At 36.8% G+C, this 23,220-nt stretch carries 26 protein-coding genes; 20 read left to right on the plus strand and 6 right to left on the minus strand.

Annotation, left to right across the window (positions count from 1 at the left end; genetic code table 11):
• Nucleotides 1–90: 90 nt before the first annotated feature.
• The 7 genes from recJ (at nt 91) to O0931_RS19765 (ending at nt 5,953) form a co-directional block, all read left to right on the plus strand.
• Complete coding sequence (gene recJ, locus O0931_RS19735; protein WP_269417194.1) at nt 91–1,791, plus strand: single-stranded-DNA-specific exonuclease RecJ; 1,701 nt, start codon at nt 91–93, stop codon at nt 1,789–1,791.
• Nucleotides 1,792–1,924: 133 nt separating this feature from the next.
• A complete protein-coding gene (lptB, locus tag O0931_RS19740; RefSeq protein ID WP_269417195.1) occupies nt 1,925–2,665 on the plus strand; it encodes an LPS export ABC transporter ATP-binding protein in 741 nt (246 codons plus the stop codon).
• 8 nt (nt 2,666–2,673) lie between these two features.
• Nucleotides 2,674–4,194, plus strand: coding sequence for a GH3 auxin-responsive promoter family protein (locus O0931_RS19745; protein ID WP_269417196.1), 1,521 nt, complete (start codon nt 2,674–2,676; stop codon nt 4,192–4,194).
• Nucleotides 4,195–4,231: 37 nt separating this feature from the next.
• Nucleotides 4,232–4,663, plus strand: a complete 432-nt coding sequence (locus tag O0931_RS19750; RefSeq protein ID WP_269417197.1) for a YkvA family protein — start codon at nt 4,232–4,234, stop codon at nt 4,661–4,663.
• Entirely contained in the window at nt 4,641–4,967 is a 327-nt protein-coding gene (locus O0931_RS19755) for a DUF2752 domain-containing protein (protein ID WP_269417198.1), read from the plus strand. Before O0931_RS19750 ends, O0931_RS19755 begins: the two co-directional genes overlap by 23 nt.
• 10 nt (nt 4,968–4,977) lie before the next feature.
• A complete protein-coding gene (locus O0931_RS19760; RefSeq protein ID WP_269417199.1) occupies nt 4,978–5,442 on the plus strand; it encodes a CCC motif membrane protein in 465 nt (154 codons plus the stop codon).
• Between the two features lie 100 nt (nt 5,443–5,542).
• Nucleotides 5,543–5,953 carry a BrxA/BrxB family bacilliredoxin gene (locus O0931_RS19765; protein ID WP_269417200.1) on the plus strand — a complete coding sequence of 137 codons (411 nt, stop codon included), beginning with the start codon at nt 5,543–5,545 and terminating at the stop codon, nt 5,951–5,953.
• A gap of 90 nt (nt 5,954–6,043) precedes the next feature.
• On the opposite strand, the gene cdaA is transcribed toward O0931_RS19765, so the two are convergent.
• Nucleotides 6,044–6,835, minus strand: a complete 792-nt coding sequence (gene cdaA / locus O0931_RS19770) for a diadenylate cyclase CdaA (RefSeq protein WP_269417201.1) — start codon at nt 6,833–6,835, stop codon at nt 6,044–6,046.
• 488 nt (nt 6,836–7,323) lie between these two features.
• Nucleotides 7,324–8,178, minus strand: coding sequence for a dihydropteroate synthase (folP, locus tag O0931_RS19775; RefSeq protein ID WP_269417202.1), 855 nt, complete (start codon nt 8,176–8,178; stop codon nt 7,324–7,326).
• Between the two features lie 92 nt (nt 8,179–8,270).
• Between folP and O0931_RS19780 the strand changes: the two genes are divergently transcribed.
• The 5 genes from O0931_RS19780 to O0931_RS19800 all read left to right on the plus strand — a co-directional run bounded on the left by O0931_RS19780 (nt 8,271) and on the right by O0931_RS19800 (nt 12,114).
• Nucleotides 8,271–8,822 carry a DUF1599 domain-containing protein gene (locus tag O0931_RS19780; RefSeq protein WP_269417203.1) on the plus strand — a complete coding sequence of 184 codons (552 nt, stop codon included), beginning with the start codon at nt 8,271–8,273 and terminating at the stop codon, nt 8,820–8,822.
• Nucleotides 8,823–9,974: a BT_3928 family protein gene (locus tag O0931_RS19785; protein WP_269417204.1), complete on the plus strand. Its 1,152-nt coding sequence runs from the start codon at nt 8,823–8,825 to the stop codon at nt 9,972–9,974.
• Nucleotides 9,975–9,978: 4 nt separating this feature from the next.
• Complete coding sequence (locus O0931_RS19790) at nt 9,979–11,034, plus strand: ABC transporter permease (protein ID WP_269417205.1); 1,056 nt, start codon at nt 9,979–9,981, stop codon at nt 11,032–11,034.
• A 1-nt stretch (nt 11,035) separates the two neighbouring features.
• Entirely contained in the window at nt 11,036–11,479 is a 444-nt protein-coding gene (locus O0931_RS19795; RefSeq protein ID WP_269417206.1) for a DinB family protein, read from the plus strand.
• Between the two features lie 128 nt (nt 11,480–11,607).
• Nucleotides 11,608–12,114 carry a shikimate kinase gene (locus tag O0931_RS19800; protein WP_269417207.1) on the plus strand — a complete coding sequence of 169 codons (507 nt, stop codon included), beginning with the start codon at nt 11,608–11,610 and terminating at the stop codon, nt 12,112–12,114.
• A gap of 115 nt (nt 12,115–12,229) precedes the next feature.
• Here O0931_RS19800 and crtD read toward each other — a convergent pair whose 3' ends face one another.
• The 3 genes from crtD to O0931_RS19815 are packed head-to-tail and all read right to left on the minus strand — an operon-like array spanning nt 12,230 to nt 15,942.
• On the minus strand, nt 12,230–13,708 hold the full coding sequence (gene crtD / locus O0931_RS19805; protein ID WP_269417208.1) for a 1-hydroxycarotenoid 3,4-desaturase CrtD: 1,479 nt from the start codon (nt 13,706–13,708) through the stop codon (nt 12,230–12,232).
• 13 nt (nt 13,709–13,721) lie between these two features.
• Nucleotides 13,722–15,425, minus strand: a complete 1,704-nt coding sequence (locus O0931_RS19810; protein ID WP_269417209.1) for a M28 family peptidase — start codon at nt 15,423–15,425, stop codon at nt 13,722–13,724.
• A gap of 58 nt (nt 15,426–15,483) precedes the next feature.
• Nucleotides 15,484–15,942 carry a DoxX family protein gene (locus O0931_RS19815; RefSeq protein WP_269417210.1) on the minus strand — a complete coding sequence of 153 codons (459 nt, stop codon included), beginning with the start codon at nt 15,940–15,942 and terminating at the stop codon, nt 15,484–15,486.
• Between the two features lie 200 nt (nt 15,943–16,142).
• Here O0931_RS19815 and O0931_RS19820 point away from each other — a divergent pair, with 200 nt between their 5' ends.
• The 3 genes from O0931_RS19820 (at nt 16,143) to O0931_RS19830 (ending at nt 18,293) form a co-directional block, all read left to right on the plus strand.
• Entirely contained in the window at nt 16,143–16,253 is a 111-nt protein-coding gene (locus O0931_RS19820) for a hypothetical protein (RefSeq protein WP_025145553.1), read from the plus strand.
• 146 nt (nt 16,254–16,399) lie between these two features.
• Nucleotides 16,400–17,812: a 23S rRNA (uracil(1939)-C(5))-methyltransferase RlmD gene (gene rlmD / locus O0931_RS19825; RefSeq protein WP_269417211.1), complete on the plus strand. Its 1,413-nt coding sequence runs from the start codon at nt 16,400–16,402 to the stop codon at nt 17,810–17,812.
• Between the two features lie 67 nt (nt 17,813–17,879).
• Nucleotides 17,880–18,293 (plus strand): hypothetical protein, encoded by a 414-nt coding sequence (locus tag O0931_RS19830; protein WP_269417212.1) that lies wholly within the window; start codon nt 17,880–17,882, stop codon nt 18,291–18,293.
• 128 nt (nt 18,294–18,421) lie between these two features.
• On the opposite strand, the gene O0931_RS19835 is transcribed toward O0931_RS19830, so the two are convergent.
• Nucleotides 18,422–19,129 carry a head GIN domain-containing protein gene (locus O0931_RS19835; protein ID WP_269417213.1) on the minus strand — a complete coding sequence of 236 codons (708 nt, stop codon included), beginning with the start codon at nt 19,127–19,129 and terminating at the stop codon, nt 18,422–18,424.
• A gap of 175 nt (nt 19,130–19,304) precedes the next feature.
• Between O0931_RS19835 and O0931_RS19840 the strand changes: the two genes are divergently transcribed.
• The 5 genes from O0931_RS19840 (at nt 19,305) to O0931_RS19860 (ending at nt 23,212) form a co-directional block, all read left to right on the plus strand.
• Complete coding sequence (locus O0931_RS19840) at nt 19,305–19,814, plus strand: phosphoribosyltransferase family protein (protein ID WP_269417237.1); 510 nt, start codon at nt 19,305–19,307, stop codon at nt 19,812–19,814.
• Nucleotides 19,815–19,989: 175 nt separating this feature from the next.
• Complete coding sequence (locus O0931_RS19845) at nt 19,990–20,613, plus strand: 1-acyl-sn-glycerol-3-phosphate acyltransferase (protein WP_269417214.1); 624 nt, start codon at nt 19,990–19,992, stop codon at nt 20,611–20,613.
• Nucleotides 20,610–21,707, plus strand: coding sequence for a glycosyltransferase family 2 protein (locus O0931_RS19850; RefSeq protein ID WP_269417215.1), 1,098 nt, complete (start codon nt 20,610–20,612; stop codon nt 21,705–21,707). Before O0931_RS19845 ends, O0931_RS19850 begins: the two co-directional genes overlap by 4 nt.
• Nucleotides 21,677–22,333 carry a carotenoid biosynthesis protein gene (locus O0931_RS19855; protein ID WP_269417216.1) on the plus strand — a complete coding sequence of 219 codons (657 nt, stop codon included), beginning with the start codon at nt 21,677–21,679 and terminating at the stop codon, nt 22,331–22,333. Before O0931_RS19850 ends, O0931_RS19855 begins: the two co-directional genes overlap by 31 nt.
• Nucleotides 22,334–22,363: 30 nt before the next feature.
• A complete protein-coding gene (locus O0931_RS19860) occupies nt 22,364–23,212 on the plus strand; it encodes a 4-hydroxy-3-methylbut-2-enyl diphosphate reductase (RefSeq protein ID WP_269417217.1) in 849 nt (282 codons plus the stop codon).
• Nucleotides 23,213–23,220: the final 8 nt, after the last annotated feature.

Below are 23,220 nucleotides of genomic sequence, written 5' to 3' on the forward strand. Positions count from 1 at the left end.
AATCTATTTGTTTAAACGTTTTTGTAAGTATGCCAATTGTATTAGAGTATTTAATTAAAATGTATATTTACTGTTCGGAAATAGAAATAAATGGAAAAAAGATGGGTAAAAGCATCAGATTGTAATGATGATACGATAAATAAAATTGCTGAAGAACTAAATATAGATCGCTCGCTCGCACAAATTTTGGTGCAAAGAAATATCTGCAGCTTTGATGAGGCAAAAGATTTTTTCAGGCCCGATTTAGAACATCTTCATAATCCTTTCCTCATGAAAGATATGGATGTGGCCATCGAAAGAATCGAAAGAGCACTTACCACACACGAAAAAATTCTTATTTATGGTGATTATGATGTCGATGGAACTACCTCAGTTGCATTAGCTTATAGTTTCTTTTCTCAGCATACCCCAAACATTGAATACTATATTCCCGACAGGTATTTAGAAGGGTACGGCATTTCCACTGCGGGTATCGACTACGCCAGTGAGAACGGATTTTCGTTAATTATTGCATTAGATTGTGGCATAAAATCGGTTGATAAAATAAATTATGCAAATGCGCTCGGCATCGATTTCATTATCTGTGATCACCATTTACCGGGCGATGAGCTTCCAAAAGCCATTGCGGTACTGGATCCAAAACGTACCGATTGCGAATATCCTTTCAAAGAACTCGCGGGCTGCGGAATTGGTTTTAAACTGGCTCAGGCCTATGCTCAAAAGCATAATTTACCAAAAGAAAGCTATCTGAAATACCTCGACTTAGTGATGGTAAGCATTGCAGCAGACATTGTTCCGGTGGTTGGTGAAAACAGAATTCTGGCTTATTATGGCATTCGTAAGCTAAATACAAATCCTTGCGAAGGCTTACGTGCTTTGATGGAAGTTTCGGGTAAAACTGAAAATTATACCATTACCGATGTGGTGTTTACTTTAGGTCCCCGAATTAATGCCGCAGGCAGAATCGACCATGCAAAACATGCAGTAGCGATGTTGCTTTGCCAAGCTGATGGTAATTCTTTAGAGCAAAGTGAGCTCATTAACTTAAAAAATACCGAACGTAAAACTTATGACCAGGATATTACCCGCGAAGCGTTGGCATTAATCGGCGACAGCGAAATTTTAATCAACAGAAAAACAACTGTGGTTTTTAACGAAAACTGGCATAAGGGTGTTATCGGAATTGTCGCTTCCCGTTTAACAGAAAAATACTATCGTCCTACAATTGTTTTAACAAAATCTAACGGGCATGTGGCCGGCTCTTGTCGTTCGGTTGCCGGTTTCGATTTATATGAAGCTTTAAGCGGCTGTGCACATTTGTTAGATCAATATGGCGGACATAAATTTGCTGCGGGATTAACCATGCAACAAGATAATATTGATGCTTTTGCCGATAAATTCGAAGAAATTGTTTCCGCAACAATTACAGAAGAGTTGTTAACACCAATGATAAAGATCGATGCCGAGGTTGAACTTGCCCAGATTGACGGTAAATTCTATCGGGTATTAGCGCAGATGGGTCCCTTCGGACCTGAAAATATGGCCCCGATATTTGTTACTCATAATGTTTATCTGGCTCAACATGCAATGGCAGTGGGTGGCAATCATTTAAAAATTAATATAAAGCAACAAAATTCAGCTATTTTTGAAGGCATTGGTTTTGGCCTGGCCGAATATCAAAATCTTTTACAACCAAAAGTGCCTTTTTCTGTTTGTTATACGATAGAAGAAAACGTTTGGAGGGATAAGAAGCGTTTGCAGTTAAATATTAAAGGAATAAAAGTTAATTAAACAGCTCGTCATGCTGAACCGATTCAGCGTCTGTAAAAAAGATGCTGAAATAAATTCAGAATGACGTAATGTGAGAAATATGAGTTTAGGTTTGCAGTAATCGTAAATCGTAAATTAAAAATGGTAAATACGAATGATATTAAGGGCCGAAAATCTGGTTAAAAAATATAAGCAACGCACTGTTGTTAATGATGTTTCTTTCAATGTAAGTCAAGGGGAAATCGTCGGCTTGCTTGGTCCAAACGGTGCGGGTAAAACAACATCCTTTTACATGATTGTTGGTTTGATTAAACCAAACGAAGGCAGAATATTTCTGGAAGAAGAAGACATTACCGAAGACCCGATGTATCGTAGGGCACAAAAAGGAATCGGCTACCTGGCACAAGAGGCATCGGTATTCAGAAAACTAACCGTTGAAGAAAATATTCTTGCCATTTTGGAAATGAGCAAAATGAGTAAGGAAGAACAAAAAGAAAAGCTCGAAGAGTTAATCAATGAGTTCAGTTTACATAAGGTTCGTAAAAACCGTGGCGATTTATTATCTGGTGGCGAACGTCGTAGAACCGAAATTGCCCGTGCTTTGGCCGCAAACCCCAATTTTATTTTGCTCGATGAACCTTTTGCCGGAGTAGATCCGATCGCAGTTGAAGAAATTCAAAGTATTGTGGCAAAATTAAAGCATAAAAACATCGGCATTCTGATTACCGACCATAATGTTCAGGAAACCCTGTCGATCACGGATAGAGCCTATTTATTATTTGAAGGGAAAATATTAGAACAAGGTGTGCCGGAAGTTTTAGCAGAAAATGAAATGGTTCGAAAAGTATATTTGGGAGCCAATTTTGTGTTGAAGCGTAAAACCTTTGAAGTTTAAATCAGGATATGGCAATTGTAAATTCAATTTTCACCTGGTTAATGAAAAAGCGAATCCATCAGATTGAGCTTTTTATGAAATATCCATACGATGTTCAGGAAGAATGGTTTCACAACCTGATAGGTAGTGCTGAAAATACAGAGTGGGGAAAGAAATATGATTACAAAACTATTTTAACAACCCAGCAGTATCAGGAACGGGTTCCGATTCAAAACTATGATACGCTTAAGCCATACATCGAGCGCATGCTCAATGGCGAGCAAAATATTCTCTGGCCATCTGATATAAAGTGGTTTGCAAAATCATCGGGAACCACCAGCGATAGAAGTAAATTCATCCCGGTTTCTGAAGAATCTTTAGAAGAGTGCCATTTTAAAGGCGGGAAAGATATGCTTTCCATTTATTGTAATAACCGGCCCGATAATCAGATGTTTACCGGAAAAGGGTTGGTTTTAGGTGGAAGTCATCAGGTTAATCAACTGAACGAAGATTGTTTTTACGGCGATTTATCGGCCGTACTGATTAAAAATTTACCCATCTGGGCCGAATATTACCGAACGCCTGATATGTCCATTGCCCTGATGGATAATTATGAAATTAAAATGGATAGGATGGCCGAAGCAACTATTCAGGAAAATGTAACCAGTATTTCTGGTGTGCCAACCTGGACAATTGTTCTGGCTAAAAAAGTTCTTGAATTAACAGGCAAGAAAAACTTACTTGAAGTTTGGCCAAATCTGGAGCTTTATGTTCACGGCGCTGTAAATTTCACCCCTTATCGCGAGCAGTTTAAACAGCTCATCCCATCAGCAGATATGTATTATTTGGAAACATATAATGCATCCGAAGGGTTTTTTGGTATTCAGGATCAGGATAATTCAGAAGAAATGCTTTTAATGCTCGATTATGGTATTTTTTATGAGTTTATTCCAATGGAAAACATTGGGGAAGAAAATCCGAAAGCGTTATTGCTTGGCGAAGTAGAATTAAATAAAAATTACGCTATCGTCATTTCCACCAATGGTGGTTTATGGCGGTATATGATTGGCGATACCATTCAGTTTACCTCTTTATCGCCTTACCGGATTAAAATTACCGGACGTACAAAACACTTCATAAACGCCTTCGGCGAAGAAGTTATTATCGATAACGCAGAACAGGCGTTAACAAAAGCATGCTGCGCAACGGGTGCCGAGATTAAAGATTATACGGCCGGGCCAATATACTTTAAGGGCGAAAAGGCCGGAGGGCACGAATGGATTATCGAGTTTGACAAGCAGCCTGATGATTTTGAAAGATTTATCGATGTAATGGACAATACTTTACGGGAAATAAATTCTGATTATGATGCAAAGCGCTTTAAGGATATGGCCTTATGTCGCCCGAAAGTTCATAATGTGCCGGAAAATACATTTTACGACTGGTTAAAAGCTAAAGATAAGCTGGGTGGGCAACACAAAGTTCCTCGTTTGGCCAATGAAAGAAAATACCTGGATGATATTTTGGATTTATTAAAATCCAGAGCGTAGGTATTTTGTTGTTTAAATAATAAAATCGCTGAGAAAAATGAAGTTGAACAGGCAAAAGATATTAGATTTCTTTAAAAAATCAGAAAGCAAGGCATCCGTTATACTTAATGATAAAACTAAAGCAAGCGATACCATTAAGGAAGCTTTAGGTAAAGCAGTTACAAATAAAGGTCAGCTGGAAGGCGTTTGGGCCAAAATGGTTTTGCTTTTTGCCATTGCCAAAGATTACGTTAACGGCGATTATACCGAAATTCCGAAACGCTCCATTATTGCCATTCTTGGTGGCTTAATTTATTTTCTGTCTCCCATTGATGTTGTTCCTGATTTTGTACCTGTACTGGGTTTTATCGATGATGTTTTTGTGCTGAATCTGGTCTATAAACAAGTATTGAAAGATTTGGAGAAATATAAAATCTGGAAGGATGCTCAAATCAATTATATAGAAGATGCTGACGCAACAGAAATCTAGTGTTTTCGATTGGTTAAATCGACATTTTTTAAGCTGCCCTTTCAAGGCTCATTTTGGCATTGATTGCCCGGGCTGCGGTTTGCAGCGTTCCGTTTTAGCATTATTAAAAGGTAATTTACCCGAATCCTTTAGATTTTATCCAGCCACAATTCCACTTATTATTTTAATTATTTTCACAGTTATTCATCTTAAAGTAGATTTTAAGTTTGGAGCTCAGGTAATTAAATTGGTGTTTACAGGTATTGCAGTAATTATCTTAATCAATTACATTTACAAAATATACAACCATCTACTTATAAACTAAAACATAATTTATGTCTGACGAACAAGGAACGCCCCAAGAAAATCCGATTGAACCGATAAAAAATGATATTCCGGCAGTCGAACCTCTACAAACGCCCCCTGTAACACCTCCACCATTTCAGCAGCCACCGCCATTTGGCCAGTTTGGAAACGGAATGGGGCAACAAAATTTACCAAATGCAACTGCTGCATTGGTTTTAGGCATTATCGCTATTCCTGCATGTTGTTTTTATGGAATATTCGGTTTGATATTTGGTATTATAGCTTGGGTACTTGGTGCAGGTGATGTAAATAAATACAAATTAAATCCAGCATTTTATACTGAGTCATCCTATAAAAATGCTAAAGCAGGGAAGATTTGTGGGATGGTTGCTACAATTCTGAGTATTTTAACAATCGTATTTTTTGTGCTTGTTATCGTTGGTGCAATCACGAATCCTGAAATGTATGATAACTTCCTTAAAGGAATGAAATAGGACGCTGCTAATTTTACCTTAAAAATATAAACCGAGGGGTTCATGCTGTTCGATTTTCTTATTTTTGTACTCTGAAATTGTAAATAAAAAACTAACGATAATGTATCCAGAATATTTAGTAGAACCAATGCGTAAGGAATTAACCAACGTAGGTTTTGAAGAATTAAAAAATGCACAAGATGTTGACCAAGCGATTAAAGGCGAAGGAACAGTTTTGGTTGTGGTAAACTCAGTATGTGGTTGTGCGGCTGCAAATGCCCGCCCTGCAGCGAGAGCAGCAGCAGCACACGAAAAACACCCTGATAAATTGGTTACCGTTTTTGCCGGAATGGAAAAAGAAGCTGTAGACCAGGCCAGAAACTATATGATGCCTTTTCCGCCATCATCACCAGCAATGGCTTTATTTAAAGATGGTAAATTGGTTCACATGATTGAACGCCATCAGATTGAAGGCCGTCCGGCACAAATGATTGCTGATAACTTAATCGGCGCTTTTGAGCAATACTGTTAAGAAAAAAGATTCCACAGATTTAAATGATTGCACTGATATTTACTTTGTGAATCGGTGTAATCATTTAAAGATCTTTTTAATCTGTGCTAACTAAAAATCTTTATTAAGTAACTTTTCAAGTTCTCCGAACGAAACATTCATCCTTACCCTGCCTTGTTTTGCATAAGATATTTCACCTGTTTCTTCTGAAATGATTACCGCAACGGCATCAGTTGTTTCCGAAACGCCAATACCGGCCCTATGCCTCAAACCAAATTGCGATGGCAGCTGGTCATTATCGGTTAACGGTAAAATGCAGCTGGCACTTTTAATCTTATTTTCTGAAATAACAACTGCGCCATCATGCAGCGGGCTATTCTTTTGAAATATGCTTTCGAGTAATCGCTTAGATATTTTGGCATCAACAACTTCGCAACTATTGGCGAAGAATTGTTCATCATAAAACTTTACAAAAACCATTAATGCCCCGGTTCGGGTTTTCTTCATGGTTTTGCAGGCATCAATAATTGGTTTTATACGGGTTAAGTTATTGCGCTCGATTTCTTTACGGCCGAATAAATAACCCCACCACGCTTTGTTTTTCTGTAAAAAAGCGTTTTTTCCGATAAGTAAAAGAAATCGCCTGATTTCGGGATGAAAAATAACGATTAGTGCAATGATGCCAACACTCATAAATTTTTCTATGATTGTCGTCAGCAGCTTCATGTGCAGAATGTCTACAACTTTGTAAAACACCGCAATAATCAGCATACCAACCAAAAGATTTACGGCTAATGTATTGCGAATGAGTGTATAAACGTAATAAATCAGAAGTGCAACCAGCACAATATCTACAACATCGGTTACCGTGAATTTTACAAAATCGAAGTCTAATCCTTTCATTAGGGACAAGATAGCAAATAATGGTTAATTGTTTAAATTGTCTGAAATGGTTAATCGTTTAAATTGTAAAATTGGTTAACTGTTTTAAAGGGACAATAATTGCACGAAGTAGCAAACAGGTTAATCGTTTAAATTGAAAAAATGGTTAACTGTTTTCAAGGGCTAATAATTGTACGAAGTTGCAAACAGGCTAATCGTTCAAATTGTAAAATAGGTTAATCGTGCATGTGAGCGGCATTGAAATATCTATTTGTTTTTGAGCATTGAATTACGCAAAGCTTATTTGTTCGTTCATCAAGCCTCTGTCTAAAAACATATTCTTCGTTGGTGACGTATTCGAGATCTAAAGCGCCGATCAAATGAATAAACATGCATCATAATTAAATTTAAGTTTTAATCATTGGATGTAATTAGACATAGGAATATTTAATATGAATTTAACAAATTAATTCTTAGCTAACATATTAATTGATTAAACAATTCGGTAATTAACCAATTAGCCTTTCAACCAGCTTCAAACACTCAACCGCTTCCTTAACATCATGAACCCTCAAAATTTTTGCACCTTTTTGCAACGCAATTGTGTTAAGCACGGTTGTACCGTTTAGGGCTTCGGCGGCCGTGTTCTTTAAAACTTTATGAATCATCCCCTTCCTGGAAAAGCCAACCAAGACAGGAAGATTGAAAATTTTAAAATCCTGTAACTGACCCAATAATTCGTAATTGTGTTCAATTGCTTTTCCGAACCCAAAACCCGGATCAAGTATTAAATCATGAACTTTTAGTGCCTTTAAAATTGAAATTTTCTTTGCGAGGTAATCAATAACATCGAGCAAAACATTGTTATAAACGGGGTTTTGCTGCATGTTTTGCGGTGTGCCCTGCATGTGCATGAAAATGTAGGGTACCTGTAACCTGGCAACGGTTTCAAACATTTTATCGTCCATGTCGCCCGCAGCGATATCATTAATTAGATGCGCTCCGGCTCGGATTGTTTCTTCAGCAACTTTTGCCCTGAATGTGTCTATGGAAATTATTGCCTCTGGAAGGTTTTTATTCAAAGCCTGAATTATAGGTACTAACCTAAAAAGCTCTTCATCTTCCGAAATGTCTTTTGCACCGGGTCTTGAAGAATAGCCGCCGATATCGATAAAAGATGCACCCTCATTTAAAAACTGCTCTGTTTTGCGTAGTGCTTCATCAACAGAACTTGTTCGGCTGTTACTGTAAAAAGAATCCGGTGTAATGTTTAATATTCCCATCACTTTTGGAGTACTCAAATCAAAGACTTTTCCTTTTATATTCAGGCTTTGTTTTGCTTCAAAAAAGTTTTTTTCTGCCATATTAAACCCTTTCGGGATTTGGGTTTCGCTTTAAAAATGTATCTTTAGCTTTCGTTTTTTCTAAACAAAAATACATTAAAACTAAATAATTATTGGCTTTGGCACAAACAAATACCACTACCGAATTTGATGATGTGATTGCAGTTTGCAGATCCTTATTCCTTAAAAAAACTAAAGATTACGGCACCGCATGGCGCATTTTGAGGCCAAGTTCTATTACCGACCAGATTTTTATTAAAGCCCAGCGCATCCGTACTCTAGAAGAGAAAAAAGTTAGTTTAGTGGGCGAGGGCATAACTTCTGAATATATCGGCATTATTAATTATTGCGTTATTGCCATGATGCAGTTGGAGTTGACAGAAAATGACCCGACAGAAATGCCTTTTGAAATTGTTCAGGATTTGTTTGAAGCAAAAGTTCAGGAAACTAAAGACCTAATGTTTGCGAAAAATCACGATTACGGCGAAGCCTGGAGAGATATGCGCATCAGTTCGTTAACAGATCTAATTTTGATGAAAATTTTCCGTGTTAAACAGATTGAAGATAATGAAGGACAAACATTAGCTTCAGAAGGTGTACACGCAAATTACCAGGATATGTTAAACTATTCTGTATTTGCATTGATTAAACTTGGCGTAAAATAGATGAAAAACATAGCTTTAACCTTTTCGAGAATTTTTGTAGGTGTATTATTTATCTTTTCAGGATTAATAAAAGCAAATGATCCATTAGGTTTTGGCTACAAACTTCAGGAGTATTTTGAAGTTTTTCATATGGATTTTTTAAGTCCGATAGCAACAGGAATTGCCATTTTGCTTTGTACACTGGAAATTGTTTTAGGGGCTTTACTCTTATTTGGTTTTTTGGGAAAAAAAGTCGCTTGGGGATTACTTTTGTTGATTATCTTCTTTACCCTGTTAACATTCGTTTCTGCATTTTTTAAAGTGGTAACCAGTTGCGGTTGTTTTGGTGATGCAATTCCATTAACGCCTTGGCAATCGTTTAGTAAAGACTTGATTCTATTGGTGCTAATCGTCTATATTTTTCTGAAAAAAGATTTAATTCAGCCTGCCTTTAAAAAGGCTTCTACACAAAGAAATTTGACTGTAGTTGTGGTGATAATTTCTCTATTATTCGGTTTATACACGTATAATTTTTTACCTGTTATTGATTTTCTCCCATATAAAGTTGGTGCGCATATCCCTTCCTTAATGGTTATCCCACCGGGCGAAAAACCAGATGAATTTCAAATCATGTATCACCTTAAAAATAAAGCGACGAAAGCCGAAAAAGATATGAGTGATAAGGATTACCTCAAAACAGAAATCTGGAAAGATAATAATTGGGAAATTGTTGGCGAACCAACCAAAACATTGGTTAAAAAAGGCTATGATCCGAAAATTAAAGATCTCATCATAACCGATGCTTCGGGAACGGATTATACAAAAGAGCTAATCGAAAATCCTTATTACAGTTTGGTTTTTGTTGCCTATAGTTTAAACGATACAAACGCAAAAGCCATTGGCGATTTAAATGCGCTGGCAATGAACGCAACACAGCAATTTAATATCCGCACGGTTTTACTTACTTCGAATTCTGCAGCTGATGCAGCGCGATTTATTAAGAAAAACAATTTGTTTTCAGAGGTTTTTTATGCCGATGCTGTACCTCTAAAAAGTATGGTTCGTGCTAACCCGGGCATTTTACTTTTAAAAAACGGCGTTGTTATTAATAAATGGCATTTTCACAATGTGCCCACTTTCGAGCAGTTAAGCAGTAAATATTTCAATAAATAAATAAATGTTAGCCTATACCATAAAAAAACTCTTGTACGGATTACTGGTTATGGCCGGTGTGGTACTTGTTGTTTTTGTATTGTTTAATATTTTACCCGGCGACCCGGCCAGAATGACGATGGGGCAGCGTGCTGATGTTCAATCGCTGGAAGCGGTTAGAAAAGAATTTGGTTTAGACAAATCGAAGCCGGTTCAATTCATTTTATATGTAAATGATTTATCGCCAGTTAGCCTGGTCGATAATGATAGCATCGCTCAAAAGAAATATCATTTTGCGAAGCTGATTAACTTCGATAAAAAAGCACTAGTACTAAAATGGCCATATCTTCGAAGTTCGTATCAAACCAAAAGAGATGTAACTGCCATACTTTCTGAAACCGTTCCGAATACATTTATCCTGGCGCTAACGGCTATGATTTTTGCAACCATCATCGGTGTATTTTTAGGTGTACTCTCTGCGGTTTACAAAGATTCATGGATTGATAAATCTGCAAATGCATTTGCAATTCTGGGTATCTCAGCACCATCTTTCTTTGCAGGAATTATTATTGCATGGCTGTTCGGCTTTGTTTTGAGCAATTACACCGGATTAAGAATGAGTGGAAGTTTATACAGCTACGACCCTTTCAAGGGCGAAATATTGACGCTTAGAAATTTGTGGCTGCCCATGATAACTTTGGGATTAAGGCCGTTGGCCATTATTGTTCAGTTAACCCGAAGTGCGATGCTTGATGTTTTAGCACAGGATTATATCCGTACTGCCCGGGCAAAAGGACTGGGTAGAAACGCGATTATTTATAAACATGCTCTGAAAAATGCAATGAATCCGGTAATAACTGCTATTTCTGGTTGGTTTGCTTCTTTATTGGCCGGGTCATTTTTTGTTGAATATATATTTGGCTATAATGGTTTGGGCAGGACAACGGTTACCGCCCTCGAAATGTCGGATTTTCCCGTCGTAATGGGCTCTATTTTATTTATTGCCTTTGTATTCGTTGTAATTAATATTCTGGTCGATATTCTTTATGCATACGTTGACCCGAGGGTGAAATTAGCTTAATATGGTAGATGAATTTATTACCTATACAGAACTCGCCGATAAAAAGGTGATGGAAGCATTCGTCAGTTCTGATTTACATATGCCAGAAGCAGAACGATTATTTAGTCATGTATTAAATGCGCAGCATATTTGGGCAAAACGTATCTCAGGTGAGGCGGTCATTTATGATGTTTGGCAGGAACATAAAAAGGAAAATTTTAACCGTATCTCCTTAAATAATTTCAAACTTATCCATGCTTGCCTGGCAACAAAAAACTTTGACGAAGTTCTTGTGTACAAAAACTCAAAAGGTGAGGAATTTAAAAATACCGTTGGCGAAATGTTTTTACATATGCTTAATCATTCTACTTATCATCGGGGGCAAATAATTACCTTGCTTAAAAATAGTGGGATTGAACCTCCCGTAACGGATTACATTATTTTTAAACGTACAAATCTCTTATGAAACCGTTACGGCTTTTCAGATATCGTACAATGCATTTATAAAACGCAGTTTGTTAATTTCCGCAAGCTGCAAATAGACGCCTTTGAAAAATCATAATCGCTTCATTACCTTTAAAAAAATATATACAAATGAAAATTTTCCTGGTCGGATATATGGGCTGCGGTAAAAGCACAAAGGCAAAGCAATTAGCCCATCGGTTAGATTACCCTGTGATAGATTTAGATGTAGAGATTGTAAACAAATCGGGCAAAACCATTGCCGAATTTTTTGAAGCTTTTGGTGAAAAAGGTTTCAGAGATTACGAGAGCGAAATGCTTAAAACCTATAATTATCCCGAAAATTGTGTTGTCGCAACCGGTGGTGGCTTGCCATGTTTTTTTGATAATATGGAGTGGATGAATGAACACGGTGAAACCATTTACCTGGAAATGGAACCTGCCCAATTGGTTTCAAGGTTGCATAATCGACAGAAACGGCCACTTATTAAAGATTTAGATGATAACCAATTGCTGGAGTTTATCAGTATGAAACTTGAAGAAAGAAATCCATTTTACAGAAAATCGAAAATTATTATCAATGCTTTCGATTTAGATGCCGAAAAATTGGAAGAAGCAATAAAAAAAGCTCAAAGCTGAAAAACCAAAGGTTAAGAACGATAGCGCAAGAGACAAAAATAAAAATCAGTGTAATCGAATAATCTGTAATCATCCCGAAGGGAAAAAAGCGAAAGCACAGGCTATTACACATTATCTAGGTATTAAACTTAAAATCCTGGTCAATAATTTTTGCGGATAGTAATGCTAATGGAATACCGCCTCCAGGATGTACACTTCCACCGCAGAAATATAATCCTGCTATTTTTGAGCTAAAGTTAGAATGCCTCAAAAAAGCGGCAAACTGATTGTTAGAACTGTTTCCATAAAGCGAACCCTGATAAGAGCCTGTTCTGCTTTCAATGCTTCTCGGATCTAAAATTTGTTCGCAGATAATGTCTTTTTCAATATTTCTGTTTAAAATCCGGCTTATCTTCTCAACAATATTTGCTTTAGCCTCTTTGATTAATAAATCCCAGTTTTGACCATTATTTGCCGGTACGTTAATCATAACAAACCAGTTTTCACTATCTGAAGGTGCATCACCTCTGACGTGTTTTGCACTGATGTTGATGTAAACCGTTGGATCATTACTAATGGTTTTGTCTTTCCAGATGGCATTAAATTCCTTTTGGTAATCTTCCGTGAAAAAAATATTATGCAGGCCCAAATCACTATAGTTTCCATCCATGCCCCAATAAAAAATTAGTGCTGAACTGCTGCGTTCCTGGTTTAAGAGTTTTTTAGGTGGTGGTATATTTTTAAGTAGCCTTTTATAGGTAAACCAAATGTCGAGGTTGGAAATAACCGCATCCGATTTATAAATTTTTTCATTAACCTTTATCCCCCTTATTTTAGGTTTATGCTCGTCAGAATATAATATTTCTTCAACTTTTTGATTGTAATGAAATTTAACACCTAACTCTTCAGCTAACTTAATTAAAGCTTTTATAATGCCATACATTCCATTTTTTGGTAGGAAAGCTCCGTAATGGTACTCAAAATGTGGAATAACATTCAATGTTGCGGGCGCCTGGTAAGGGTCAGAGCCATTATAAGTCGCATATCGATTAAAAAGCTGCGCGACCCGCTCATCCTTAAAAAAAGATTTATTTGCGCTGGCTTGTGTCCTGAATGCATCTATCTGGCCAAAACGAAATATTGATTTTAGCGTATCCCAGTGCAGGTAACTTTTAAGCTTATGTAAACTCCGCTCTAAAAATACACGGTGCGTAACCTCGTAAATGGTTTTACTTTTTTTTAGATAACGCTCAACCTCGTTAGTAGTCGACGCCGTTTTTTTTGCTATTTCCATTGCAAATTTATCAAGATCGGAGCTGGCAGTTAACCTTAAGCCATCTTCATAGAAATAGCGGCAAACTTCTTTCAGTTTGATGTAATCAAAGTAATTCTTGGGGTCTTTACCGGCAAGCTTGAAAAGTTCGTCTACATATTGTGGCATGGTAAAGAGACTCGGGCCGGCATCAAAACGAAAGCCATTCATTGTTATTTCTGCCAGTTTACCGCCTGGTTTCGAACTGGCTTCAAACACATCAACTTCATGGCCTTTTATTGCCATTCGTATTGCCGAGGCAATTCCCGCAATTCCGGCTCCGATAATTATCGCTTTAGGCATATAAATATTTGAATTACTTTAATGCTGCCAGGTAAGCCTTGGTTTGTTTCTCAATTTCCAGCGTTGCAACTTTAATTGATGAACCAACTCTTGTAGTTTCCGCTTTCACCGGCATTTTATTTATAGTAGCCAAAGCATCAATATACCATTTACTCCAGGTTTCGATAATATGTTTTTCATCAGCCGCAGATTTTCCTTCGGCAATGGCCTTTTTACTTAAATCGAACTCTGTTTTTAATCTGGTTAGCGCATCAGTTTTAACCTGGGCAACAGTTGCACTCGCCATGTTTTCATCAGCGGAAACTAAGGAGTAGGCGGCTGTTAAAGCGCTAATGCCAACATTTTTCATTTCCGTTGGCGAAACCTTATCAATCCTGTCGTTATCTGTATGGTAAAAAACATCTGTGAAATGCCACATCAATAGTCCTGGAATTTTTGCCTGAAGAAAAGGTGTGTGGTCGCTTCCGCCTTCAAATGGATTGTAATTCACCGTCCAGTTGGCAAATTTACCCTGGGTTTTACAGATATCGAAGATAAAATCGTTGAAATAATGAGGGAAAAGGTCTTTTTCCTTGACATCGCCGGCACCCCATTCTGTGTGTTTATCCGTTCCACGGGTCCAGATGGCAGAAGGGTCAGGCATTTTTTCGATTAAAAATGAACCGCCGGTTTTCCTGGTATCCTCGCCAACCATGTCCAAACTCATTCCCCATAAAATTCCTTTTGCACGGGTCGTATCCTCGGTTATGTATCGTCTGGTCGATACGATTTCATCACCCCATAAAAATGTCAGTGTACGTTTTGGGTTAATTTTTTTAGCCTGGTAAAGTTCAGCAGTTAATCGAGCCATTTCTGCTAGAGTTCCAACACCACTGGCATTATCATTTGCACCGGGTTCCTGCACGTGTGCACTGAAAACAAACCTTTCGTCTGCTTTTTCACTTCCTTTAACATTAGCAACAACCGTTAGTTCTTCAGATTGATAAATTTTGGTTTCGATATTAACCTTTAATTTAATTGGTCCTTTTTTACAGGCAGCTTTAAGTTTTTCTTTTGCGGCGTAAGAAAGAAGTAGCGTCCATACATCACTATTGGCACGCATACTGCCAAATTGAATAGAAGTTTGATGTACTTCCGGTTGACTATATTTTGGCATGGAATAGCCCAGAACGCCTACTGCACCGACCTTAACTGCAGAAGCAAGTAATCTTGAAGGATTATTTTCTGAAAATAAGATTTTGCCTTTCAAATCCATTTTTTCCAGTTCAGCAGGTATAACTTTTTCGACATACACAACCTCTGCCGTTACACCTTCAGCAGGGGTAGAGGCGCAGTTTATCGGAATCATGTTGCGATTTGTTTTGAAAGAAATTAAGGGCTGAGCTTCTCCTACAATATCTATATTTGCATTAACGGGTTCCCAGGTTTTATTTTTCATTGCCCGTTTTTCAATGCGGTAGGTTAGCGGTGCTTCAAACTCATTTTGTTTCTGTTCTACAAAGCCTGCTTTCTTTAAAATACTTTCCACACGGCGAATGCTTGCATTGAACCCTGTGTTCCCTGGTACGCGGAAATATTTTTCTACAAAAGCAGTGGTTTCATAAGCATTGTTTTCTTTGAAACCGGCTCTTGTAAGGTTGAAATATTGTGCTGTTGTATTTTGGGCGTAACTTGAAAATCCCGCTAGAAGCAGGCCTAATAATATCTTCGTTTTCATTAATCAGCTATAAAAGCTGAAAGATACTAAGAATACTTTTTATTGTTATGATTTCACCTTAATCGTAACGCCTGCCTTTCTTGTTTTTCAAACCTTCATCAACAGATAGCGGTCCGGAGCCGATTACCCAAAATAAAATGAGCAATAACAATACTAAAACAGAAAGCCAGAGTTCAGAATTTGGCATTGAAAACCCTTTGGTCAGGTTTACAAAAAATACAGCAAACATCAGTATCGGTATTTGAATAACCACGGCAAAACGAGTTACCAAACCCAGCGTTATTAATATTCCGCCAACCAGGTGCGCAAAGGCAACCAGGTGAATTGCCACACTAATCAGTACACCTGAAAAGCCAAAAACATTATTGTCCGTGATTAAATTTTGAAGGGTAGTGGTGTCACTGATAAATGAAACACCTTTACCAAAAATAACCAGGCCTAAAATAATGCGCAAAAAGTCAAGCCATTTTGTTTGATGAACATCTCCCCAATGTTCAATTCTACGGATAACGTTCATGATGAACCTCCTTTTTATGTGAAATGATGTATTAAGTTAATCAATTAGATACACATATCAAATAGTGATTTAAAATATTTGCTTTATAAGCAGCTGCCGGTTTTTGTAAATTTATTTAAACTTAACTTAAATATAACTTAAACCGTTTGGGTTTTTGGTCTGAATTTTGTATTATTGCTTAAATAGATTGGTTTTTTATCATGAGCAAAGAAATATTAGAGTTTTCTGTACAAGTAGATGAAAAATTTGACCTTAAATTTAATTGGTTAGATGGCTTTTGGGGCGCAGCATTTAAATTTTTCGGAAAATAATTTTTGGAATTGAATATTTCCTGACGAACAATTTTAAGTTCGAATTAAATCCTATTACATAATTTTTTCCGTAAGCATCTCGAATTTTTTACCTTCCATCTTTCCATCCTCAACCTTTAACCTCTTTTTTCTATCTTTGCGGCATAATGAGTAGAAGAAAACCGGGTACGGTAACTATAATTCCGAATGTACATGTAATTGATATTGCAGAAGAAGGAAAAGGTGTGGGCAAAGCAGATGAGCTGGTTATTTTTATTGACAAAGCCGTTCCTGGCGATGTTGTGGATGTTCGTCTGACAAAAAAGAAAAAAAACTTTGCTGAAGCAATAATAGAGCAATTGCATGAAAAATCTGCTTTGCGAACTGAACCATTTTGCCAGCATTTTGGTACTTGCGGCGGCTGTAAATGGCAGCACATGGGTTACGAATCTCAGTTGAAGTTTAAACAAAAAAATGTCGAAGCTGCATTGCAGCGTCTTGGCAAAATAGATACTTCTTTCACCAAACCAATCCTCGGCTCGGCAAAAAATAAATATTACCGCAACAAGCTTGAATTTACTTTTTCGAATAAACGCTGGTTAGAAAAAACCGATGTAGAACGCGATGAAGATTTTGATATGAATGCCCTTGGATTTCATGTTCCATTGCGCTTTGATAAAATTTTAGATATCGAACACTGTTATTTACAGGATGACCCATCAAACCAAATCAGAAATGCTGTTCGCAAATATGCTTTGGAAAATGAAATCTCATTTTACGATTTAAGGAATCATGAAGGTGTTTTACGTAATCTAATCATCAGAACTTCCAGTACGGGTGAAATTATGGTTGCAGTTGTTTTCGCCTATCCTGAGCAAGATCAAATTGATGGGTTAATGAACTTTCTTAAGTCGGAGTTTCCTCAAATTACATCGTTGCTCTATATCGTCAATCAGAAGAAAAACGATACCATATTCGACCAGGACGTTAATACTTTTGCCGGTCGCGATCACATTTTCGAAGAAATGGATGGTATCCGCTTTAAAATTGGTGTAAAATCTTTTTATCAAACCAACTCAGAACAGGCATTTGAATTATATAAAATAACAAAAGAATTCGCTGGTTTTAAGGGTAATGAGCTGGTTTACGATTTATACACCGGCGCCGGAACCATTGCAAATTTCATTGCCAAAGAGGTAAAGCAGGTTGTTGGGGTAGAGTATGTGCCGACAGCGATTGAAGATGCCAAATTTAATTCAGAATTAAATGGAATAGAAAATACCATCTTTTATGCAGGTGATATGAAAGATATACTGACTGCAGAATTTATCAGTAATCATGGTAAACCTGATGTTGTAATTACCGACCCCCCCAGAGCAGGTATGCACGCAGATGTCGTGCAGCGATTACTTGAAATGGAAGCCGAAAAAATCGTTTACGTGAGCTGTAATGCTGCAACGCAGGCCAGAGATTTGGAATTGTTAAAAGATAAATATGATGTTGTTCGCATTAGGCCTGTAGACATGTTTCCGCATACGCAACATGTAGAAAACGTCGTTTTGTTAAGATTAAAAGCATAGAACGTACGTGGAAGATGTGTGATGGAAATTTATACTGTTTCAACATTCAACCTTTCGATGAAATAATATGGATAGAGAAGAGTTATTAGGCACAACGCCTGAAGATAGTGGAGCACCACAAAAGAAAAAAGAAAGTCCGCTGGTGAGTTTAGAAAAGGACTTAGAATTTTATGCAGATGCAATAAAAGAAGTAGCCATCGAAATTATGGTAGAAGGCATTTCTTCTTACCCTATTTTTGTTGCGCACCAGCACGAGGTTAAATTAGGCGAAATCATTTTAAATAAAGAAGAGTTGAATACCGATTGGACCATTCAAGCTTCAACTCTAGAAGAATTTGTAGAAAAAGGAATTATTAATAATGAGAAAAAAGAACAATTTTTAAAAGTTTACAAGAAGCCGGAAAATTTTATGTGCGTTTTCGTTATTGTTCCCGAGGGTGCAAATTTTATTTACTATCCTTACAAGAAAGGTAAAAGCTGAAAGGATAAAGACTAAAGCGAAAACCCATTATCTGTGTAATCTTATAATCTGTGAAATCATTTTAAAAAAATCGCTTGCTTTACATCCGTAAAACAAGCGATAGTGAAATTAACTAAACCTAAAACTAACTAATTCACTTTGGTGACATCGCCACTTTTAGATGACGATGTTTTCTTTAAGGAAGCGTTGCCTTTGTAGTGAACGTCGCTTCCGCCTGAAGCACCCGCCTCCAAGCCTTTAGTAACATTTATATTTGCATCAGAACCGCCAGAAGCACTTACCTTTGCATATTCAACAATAAAATCATAAGCATCGACATCACTGCCACCGCTTGTTTGTAAAATCATATTTTCTGCTTTTCCGGTTAATGTGACATCGCTGCCGCCACTTGTTTGCAATTCAAGATCTGTACAAACCAGGTTTAATTTTACATCAGAACCGCCGGAAGAACGTAAGGCAAACTTACCGGCTTTAATTTGCCCCTGCGCGAAAACATCGCTGCCGCCCGAAGCGGTTAGTGCGGCCAATGTTTTAAAATTTACATAAGCTTTAATCGATTGGTTTTTAAACATCGAGCCCCAGTGTATACCCTCTTTCATTTTTATGGTTAAATTACTGCCTTTTTGCTCTACAACAACATTCTCTAATAAATCTGAACTTGCTTTCAGCGTTAAACTTTCGCTACCACCCTGAGTTAAATACAGATCGATACCGCTGCTGACAGTGATGCTGTTAAAGTTTTTTACAGATACATTTTTTGATTCCTGCGCTTTCGCGATATAACTGCCCGCAACCATAAATAATAATGTTGCCGTTGTTTTTAAGAAGTTTTTCATCTGATTTTATTTAGGACTTTGTTTTTGAAATGAATGTTTGATTTAGATTTTCATTATTCGGTTAAATATTAGACGCAGAACCGGCAAAAACGTTGCAGTGAATTCAAATTATTTTTCAAATCGTTTGAATCTTATGCTTAAAATCGTTCTTTTTGTATTCAAACCTTTTTTCAAAATGGCGACACCACAATTACTTATCCTCAATAAAAAACAAATACAACAAAAGATAGATCGTATAGCTTATCAGATTTTAGAAGATAACCTAAACGAGAAAGAAATTGTGCTTGCCGGAATTTGGGATAGAGGTTACAAGTTGGCTGTTCGTTTGGAAAAGGTTTTGAAAAAAATATCAGAATTTAAACTAACGCTGTTGCGTATCGACCTGGAAAAACAGAGTAGTAAACTGATTGCCACAACTGATTTAAATGAAAGCCAGTGGAAGAATAAAGTGATAATTCTGGTTGATGATGTTTTAAACAGTGGCAAGACACTGGCTTATGGCCTGGGGGTTTTCTTAAATACACCGCATAAAAAAATCCGTACGGTTGTACTGGTCGATAGAAGTCATAAAATTTTCCCGATAGCGACCGATTTTGTCGGATTGGAACTCGCCACTATTTTAAAAGAACATGTTGATGTGGTGATGGATGTAGAAGGCGAAGAAGACAGGGTTTACCTGAGTTGATTTCAGCACATTACGAATTTGCGTGTCATTAATCTTGTTTACAAACGAGGATAATTTATACTTGGTAATTTTTCTCGTTCGTAATAAGTATGTATGGGAAAGCAATTTTATCGCCGGATGTTAAAAGTATGCATACACATTTGCAATTAATCCTATTTTTTTGCAACTTTCCTGCATGTACTATCCACGAAAAAATACAATTATTCATAAATTTTTCTCCTGGTACATTCAATTTATCATTAATAAAGATTTCGCTGCGTTTAATTATGATAATATAGAACTCAAAAAAGATTCATCAGTTTTGGTATTGGCGAACCACTTCAGCTGGTGGGATGGCTTTTTGATTTTCTACATCAATAAAAAAGTTTTTAAAAAGCAGTTTCATGTTTTGGTAAATGCAGAGAACTATAGTAAAGTAAGTTTTCTAAAATATCTTGGTGCTTTCGCTGCCGAACACTCGGGAAAAGATGTTTTAGACACCTTGAACTATGCCGGAAAACTGTTGGATAATCCTGATAACCTGATTTTGGTTTTTCCTCAAGGCAAGTTATACTCTAATCACCTGAAGAGTGTAACTTTTGAAAAGGGTGTAATGCAAATGATCAATTCAAGTCAGAAAAAGATAAACGTTGTTTTTGCTGCTACTTTTATCGATTTTTTTTCAAAGCGAAAGGCGTCAGCTTATACTTATCTCCAAAACTGGGAAAATGAAGAATACATTAGTCTTCAATTATTAAAAAGTGCGTACAATAAACATTACGATAATTCTGTTGTTAAACAAACACAAATTACCGAATGACGATTTTTATTTACGCAGCATTAATCTTTCTTATCATCAGGTTTTCGGTTACGGTTTTTAACTTTTTATCCAACCCAAAGCTGCCCAGAACGATTAAGCATTTTCAAGATAAAGTTTCAATCCTTATCCCCGCAAGAAATGAAGCCGAAAATATACTTCAATTACTTCAATCGATAAAGGAACAAGATTATGCTAATTATGAAGTTATTGTTTTAGATGATGATAGTAACGACAATACTTTCGGGCTTGTATCCCGTTTTTCTGAAGAAAATAAGCAATTTAAAATTGTTAAAGGAAAAGAACTGCCCAAAGGGTGGTTAGGTAAAAATTATGCCTGTCATCAGCTGGCTGAAGTTGCAACAGGTAAGTATTTCCTGTTTGTTGATGCGGATGAGTTAATAAAAAGAGGCCTGATTAACAGTCTTATATTTCGTGTAGAAAATAATGGATTAAGCTTGCTCAGCATTTTTACTAACCAGGTAATGTTAAGCTTTGGAGAGAAGATAACGGTGCCATTAATGCATTTCATTTTATTGAATTTACTGCCTTTGCGGTTGGTTAGATTTTCTAAAAACCCTGCTTTTTCTGCGGCCAGCGGGCAGTGTATGTTTTTCGATGCGACAAATTATCGTGAAAATCAATGGCATAAATGTGTTAAAAACCGGGTTGTAGAAGATATTGAGATAATGAAACTGGTTAAGCAGACAGGATTTAAAGTTGAAGCATTATTGGCTAACGGTTTAATTCACTGCAGGATGTATAAAAATCTTGGTGAGGGTATAAATGGGTTTAGTAAAAATTTACTTGCAGGTTTTGGTAATAACATCTTAATATTATTAATTTACCAGCTTTTGGTAATGAGCTGGCCGATTTTATTATTCATAAATTACGATTTACATCTGCTAGCTTTACCGATTACTTTAATTGTGTTAAGCAGGATAATGATAGCCTTTTTATCAGGACAAAATGTGGTTTTAAATTTAATTTTGCATCCTTTACAAATGTTATTGTTTTTGTTAATTTCAGTTAAATCAATTTCTAATCATTTATTAAAAAGAGGTTCATGGAAGGGCAGATTGATCAAGCCGATTTAAGAATTAAAAAACTGGCGGTAGCCATTATTATTGTTTTTCATTTGGTTGGCTTACTCGGATTTCTGATTCCTGCCGCTCAGCCATATTTTATCCGGTTGGTTCCTTTTCACCTGCTTTTAATGTTTGCTGTTATTTTATTTTCTTATAATGCTGATATTAAAAGGCTATTGCTTTTCGTTTGCGGCGTTTTTCTATGCGGTTTTCTGGTTGAAGTTCTGGGCGTTAAAACCGGTAAAATATTCGGCAGTTATTATTATGGCACAACACTCGGATTTAAAATTGCTGCCGTTCCGATATTAATGGGTGTGAATTGGGTTATCCTGATTTTCAGTACTGGCCAGATGATTAAAAGCCTGAAAATCCGGAACGGTATTTTAGCATCATTAATCGGTGGTGTGTGTTTAATTACATTCGATTTCTTCTTGGAGCCTGTGGCCATGAAATTCGATTACTGGCACTGGGACTGGCACGAAATTCCCCTTCAAAATTACGTAGCCTGGTTTATCGTTTCGGTAATTTTATTAAAATTTTATTATGCTCTTGGGCTGAAACAACAAAAGTATATCGGCACAACAATGTTTGTTTCGCAACTTATATTTTTTGTTGTCTTGTACATGACAAGATGATAGGAAATTTTTGCTTAATTTTGTATTGCAATGAGTTATAATTTACAAGTCACCATAGATAAATCATCGGGATTTTGCTTCGGCGTAGTTTACGCAATTGAAATGGCCGAAGATATTTTAGATAGCGAAGGTTATTTATACTGTCTTGGCGATATTGTTCATAATGATGAGGAAGTTGAGCGTCTGACCAACATGGGGCTTAAAATCATAGATCATGAAGTGCTTAAAACACTAAAAAATGAGAAGGTTTTAATCCGTGCACATGGTGAAGCGCCATCAACCTACCAACTTGCCTTAGAAAACAACTTAACACTCATCGATGCTTCATGTCCGGTGGTTTTAAAACTTCAAAACCGGATTAAAAACTCACATGACGATGATGAGCAAATCCTGATTTTTGGAAAACACGGTCATGCTGAAGTGATTGGGTTACAGGGTCAGACTAACGGTGAGGCAATTGTTTTTCAGGATTTAGCGGAGCTTGATAATGTAGAATTGCCGTCTAAATTTACCTTATACAGCCAGACAACAAAAAGCGTCGATAAATTTTATGGCATTAAAGATGAATTATTATCTCGCGGCTATGAAGTTAAAGCAAACGACACGATTTGCAGACAAGTATCTAACCGTTACGAAGAACTTGAAAATTTTGTAAGCCACTACAATAAAATCATTTTTGTTTCGGGCAAAAAATCGTCAAACGGAAAAGTGCTTTATGACGTATGTAAGAAATATAATGATAATTCCTACTTCATTTCGAATGTGGATGAATTAGATAAAAGCTGGTTTAACGAAAATGATAAAGTTGGTATTTGCGGTGCAACCTCTACACCAATGTGGTTGATGGAAAAAGTAAAATCAGCCTTAGAACAATATTAATCCTTCCA

The organism is Pedobacter rhodius (assembly GCF_027213645.1).
In the GTDB taxonomy this organism is placed as follows: domain Bacteria; phylum Bacteroidota; class Bacteroidia; order Sphingobacteriales; family Sphingobacteriaceae; genus Pedobacter; species Pedobacter rhodius.

Excerpts from the sequence above, each read along its gene's own strand:
- recJ (WP_269417194.1), top strand. The coding sequence starts at position 91 with ATGGAAAAAAGATGGGTAAAAGCATCAGATTGTAATGATGATACGATA.
- lptB (WP_269417195.1), top strand. The coding sequence starts at position 1,925 with ATGATATTAAGGGCCGAAAATCTGGTTAAAAAATATAAGCAACGCACT.
- O0931_RS19745 (WP_269417196.1), top strand. The coding sequence starts at position 2,674 with ATGGCAATTGTAAATTCAATTTTCACCTGGTTAATGAAAAAGCGAATC.
- O0931_RS19750 (WP_269417197.1), top strand. The coding sequence starts at position 4,232 with ATGAAGTTGAACAGGCAAAAGATATTAGATTTCTTTAAAAAATCAGAA.
- O0931_RS19755 (WP_269417198.1), top strand. The coding sequence starts at position 4,641 with ATGCTGACGCAACAGAAATCTAGTGTTTTCGATTGGTTAAATCGACAT.
- O0931_RS19760 (WP_269417199.1), top strand. The coding sequence starts at position 4,978 with ATGTCTGACGAACAAGGAACGCCCCAAGAAAATCCGATTGAACCGATA.
- O0931_RS19765 (WP_269417200.1), top strand. The coding sequence starts at position 5,543 with ATGTATCCAGAATATTTAGTAGAACCAATGCGTAAGGAATTAACCAAC.
- cdaA (WP_269417201.1), bottom strand. The coding sequence starts at position 6,835 with ATGAAAGGATTAGACTTCGATTTTGTAAAATTCACGGTAACCGATGTT.
- folP (WP_269417202.1), bottom strand. The coding sequence starts at position 8,178 with ATGGCAGAAAAAAACTTTTTTGAAGCAAAACAAAGCCTGAATATAAAA.
- O0931_RS19785 (WP_269417204.1), top strand. The coding sequence starts at position 8,823 with ATGAAAAACATAGCTTTAACCTTTTCGAGAATTTTTGTAGGTGTATTA.
- O0931_RS19790 (WP_269417205.1), top strand. The coding sequence starts at position 9,979 with ATGTTAGCCTATACCATAAAAAAACTCTTGTACGGATTACTGGTTATG.
- O0931_RS19795 (WP_269417206.1), top strand. The coding sequence starts at position 11,036 with ATGGTAGATGAATTTATTACCTATACAGAACTCGCCGATAAAAAGGTG.
- O0931_RS19800 (WP_269417207.1), top strand. The coding sequence starts at position 11,608 with ATGAAAATTTTCCTGGTCGGATATATGGGCTGCGGTAAAAGCACAAAG.
- crtD (WP_269417208.1), bottom strand. The coding sequence starts at position 13,708 with ATGCCTAAAGCGATAATTATCGGAGCCGGAATTGCGGGAATTGCCTCG.
- O0931_RS19810 (WP_269417209.1), bottom strand. The coding sequence starts at position 15,425 with ATGAAAACGAAGATATTATTAGGCCTGCTTCTAGCGGGATTTTCAAGT.
- O0931_RS19815 (WP_269417210.1), bottom strand. The coding sequence starts at position 15,942 with ATGAACGTTATCCGTAGAATTGAACATTGGGGAGATGTTCATCAAACA.
- O0931_RS19820 (WP_025145553.1), top strand. The coding sequence starts at position 16,143 with ATGAGCAAAGAAATATTAGAGTTTTCTGTACAAGTAGATGAAAAATTT.
- rlmD (WP_269417211.1), top strand. The coding sequence starts at position 16,400 with ATGAGTAGAAGAAAACCGGGTACGGTAACTATAATTCCGAATGTACAT.
- O0931_RS19830 (WP_269417212.1), top strand. The coding sequence starts at position 17,880 with ATGGATAGAGAAGAGTTATTAGGCACAACGCCTGAAGATAGTGGAGCA.
- O0931_RS19835 (WP_269417213.1), bottom strand. The coding sequence starts at position 19,129 with ATGAAAAACTTCTTAAAAACAACGGCAACATTATTATTTATGGTTGCG.
- O0931_RS19840 (WP_269417237.1), top strand. The coding sequence starts at position 19,305 with ATGGCGACACCACAATTACTTATCCTCAATAAAAAACAAATACAACAA.
- O0931_RS19845 (WP_269417214.1), top strand. The coding sequence starts at position 19,990 with ATGTACTATCCACGAAAAAATACAATTATTCATAAATTTTTCTCCTGG.
- O0931_RS19850 (WP_269417215.1), top strand. The coding sequence starts at position 20,610 with ATGACGATTTTTATTTACGCAGCATTAATCTTTCTTATCATCAGGTTT.
- O0931_RS19855 (WP_269417216.1), top strand. The coding sequence starts at position 21,677 with ATGGAAGGGCAGATTGATCAAGCCGATTTAAGAATTAAAAAACTGGCG.
- O0931_RS19860 (WP_269417217.1), top strand. The coding sequence starts at position 22,364 with ATGAGTTATAATTTACAAGTCACCATAGATAAATCATCGGGATTTTGC.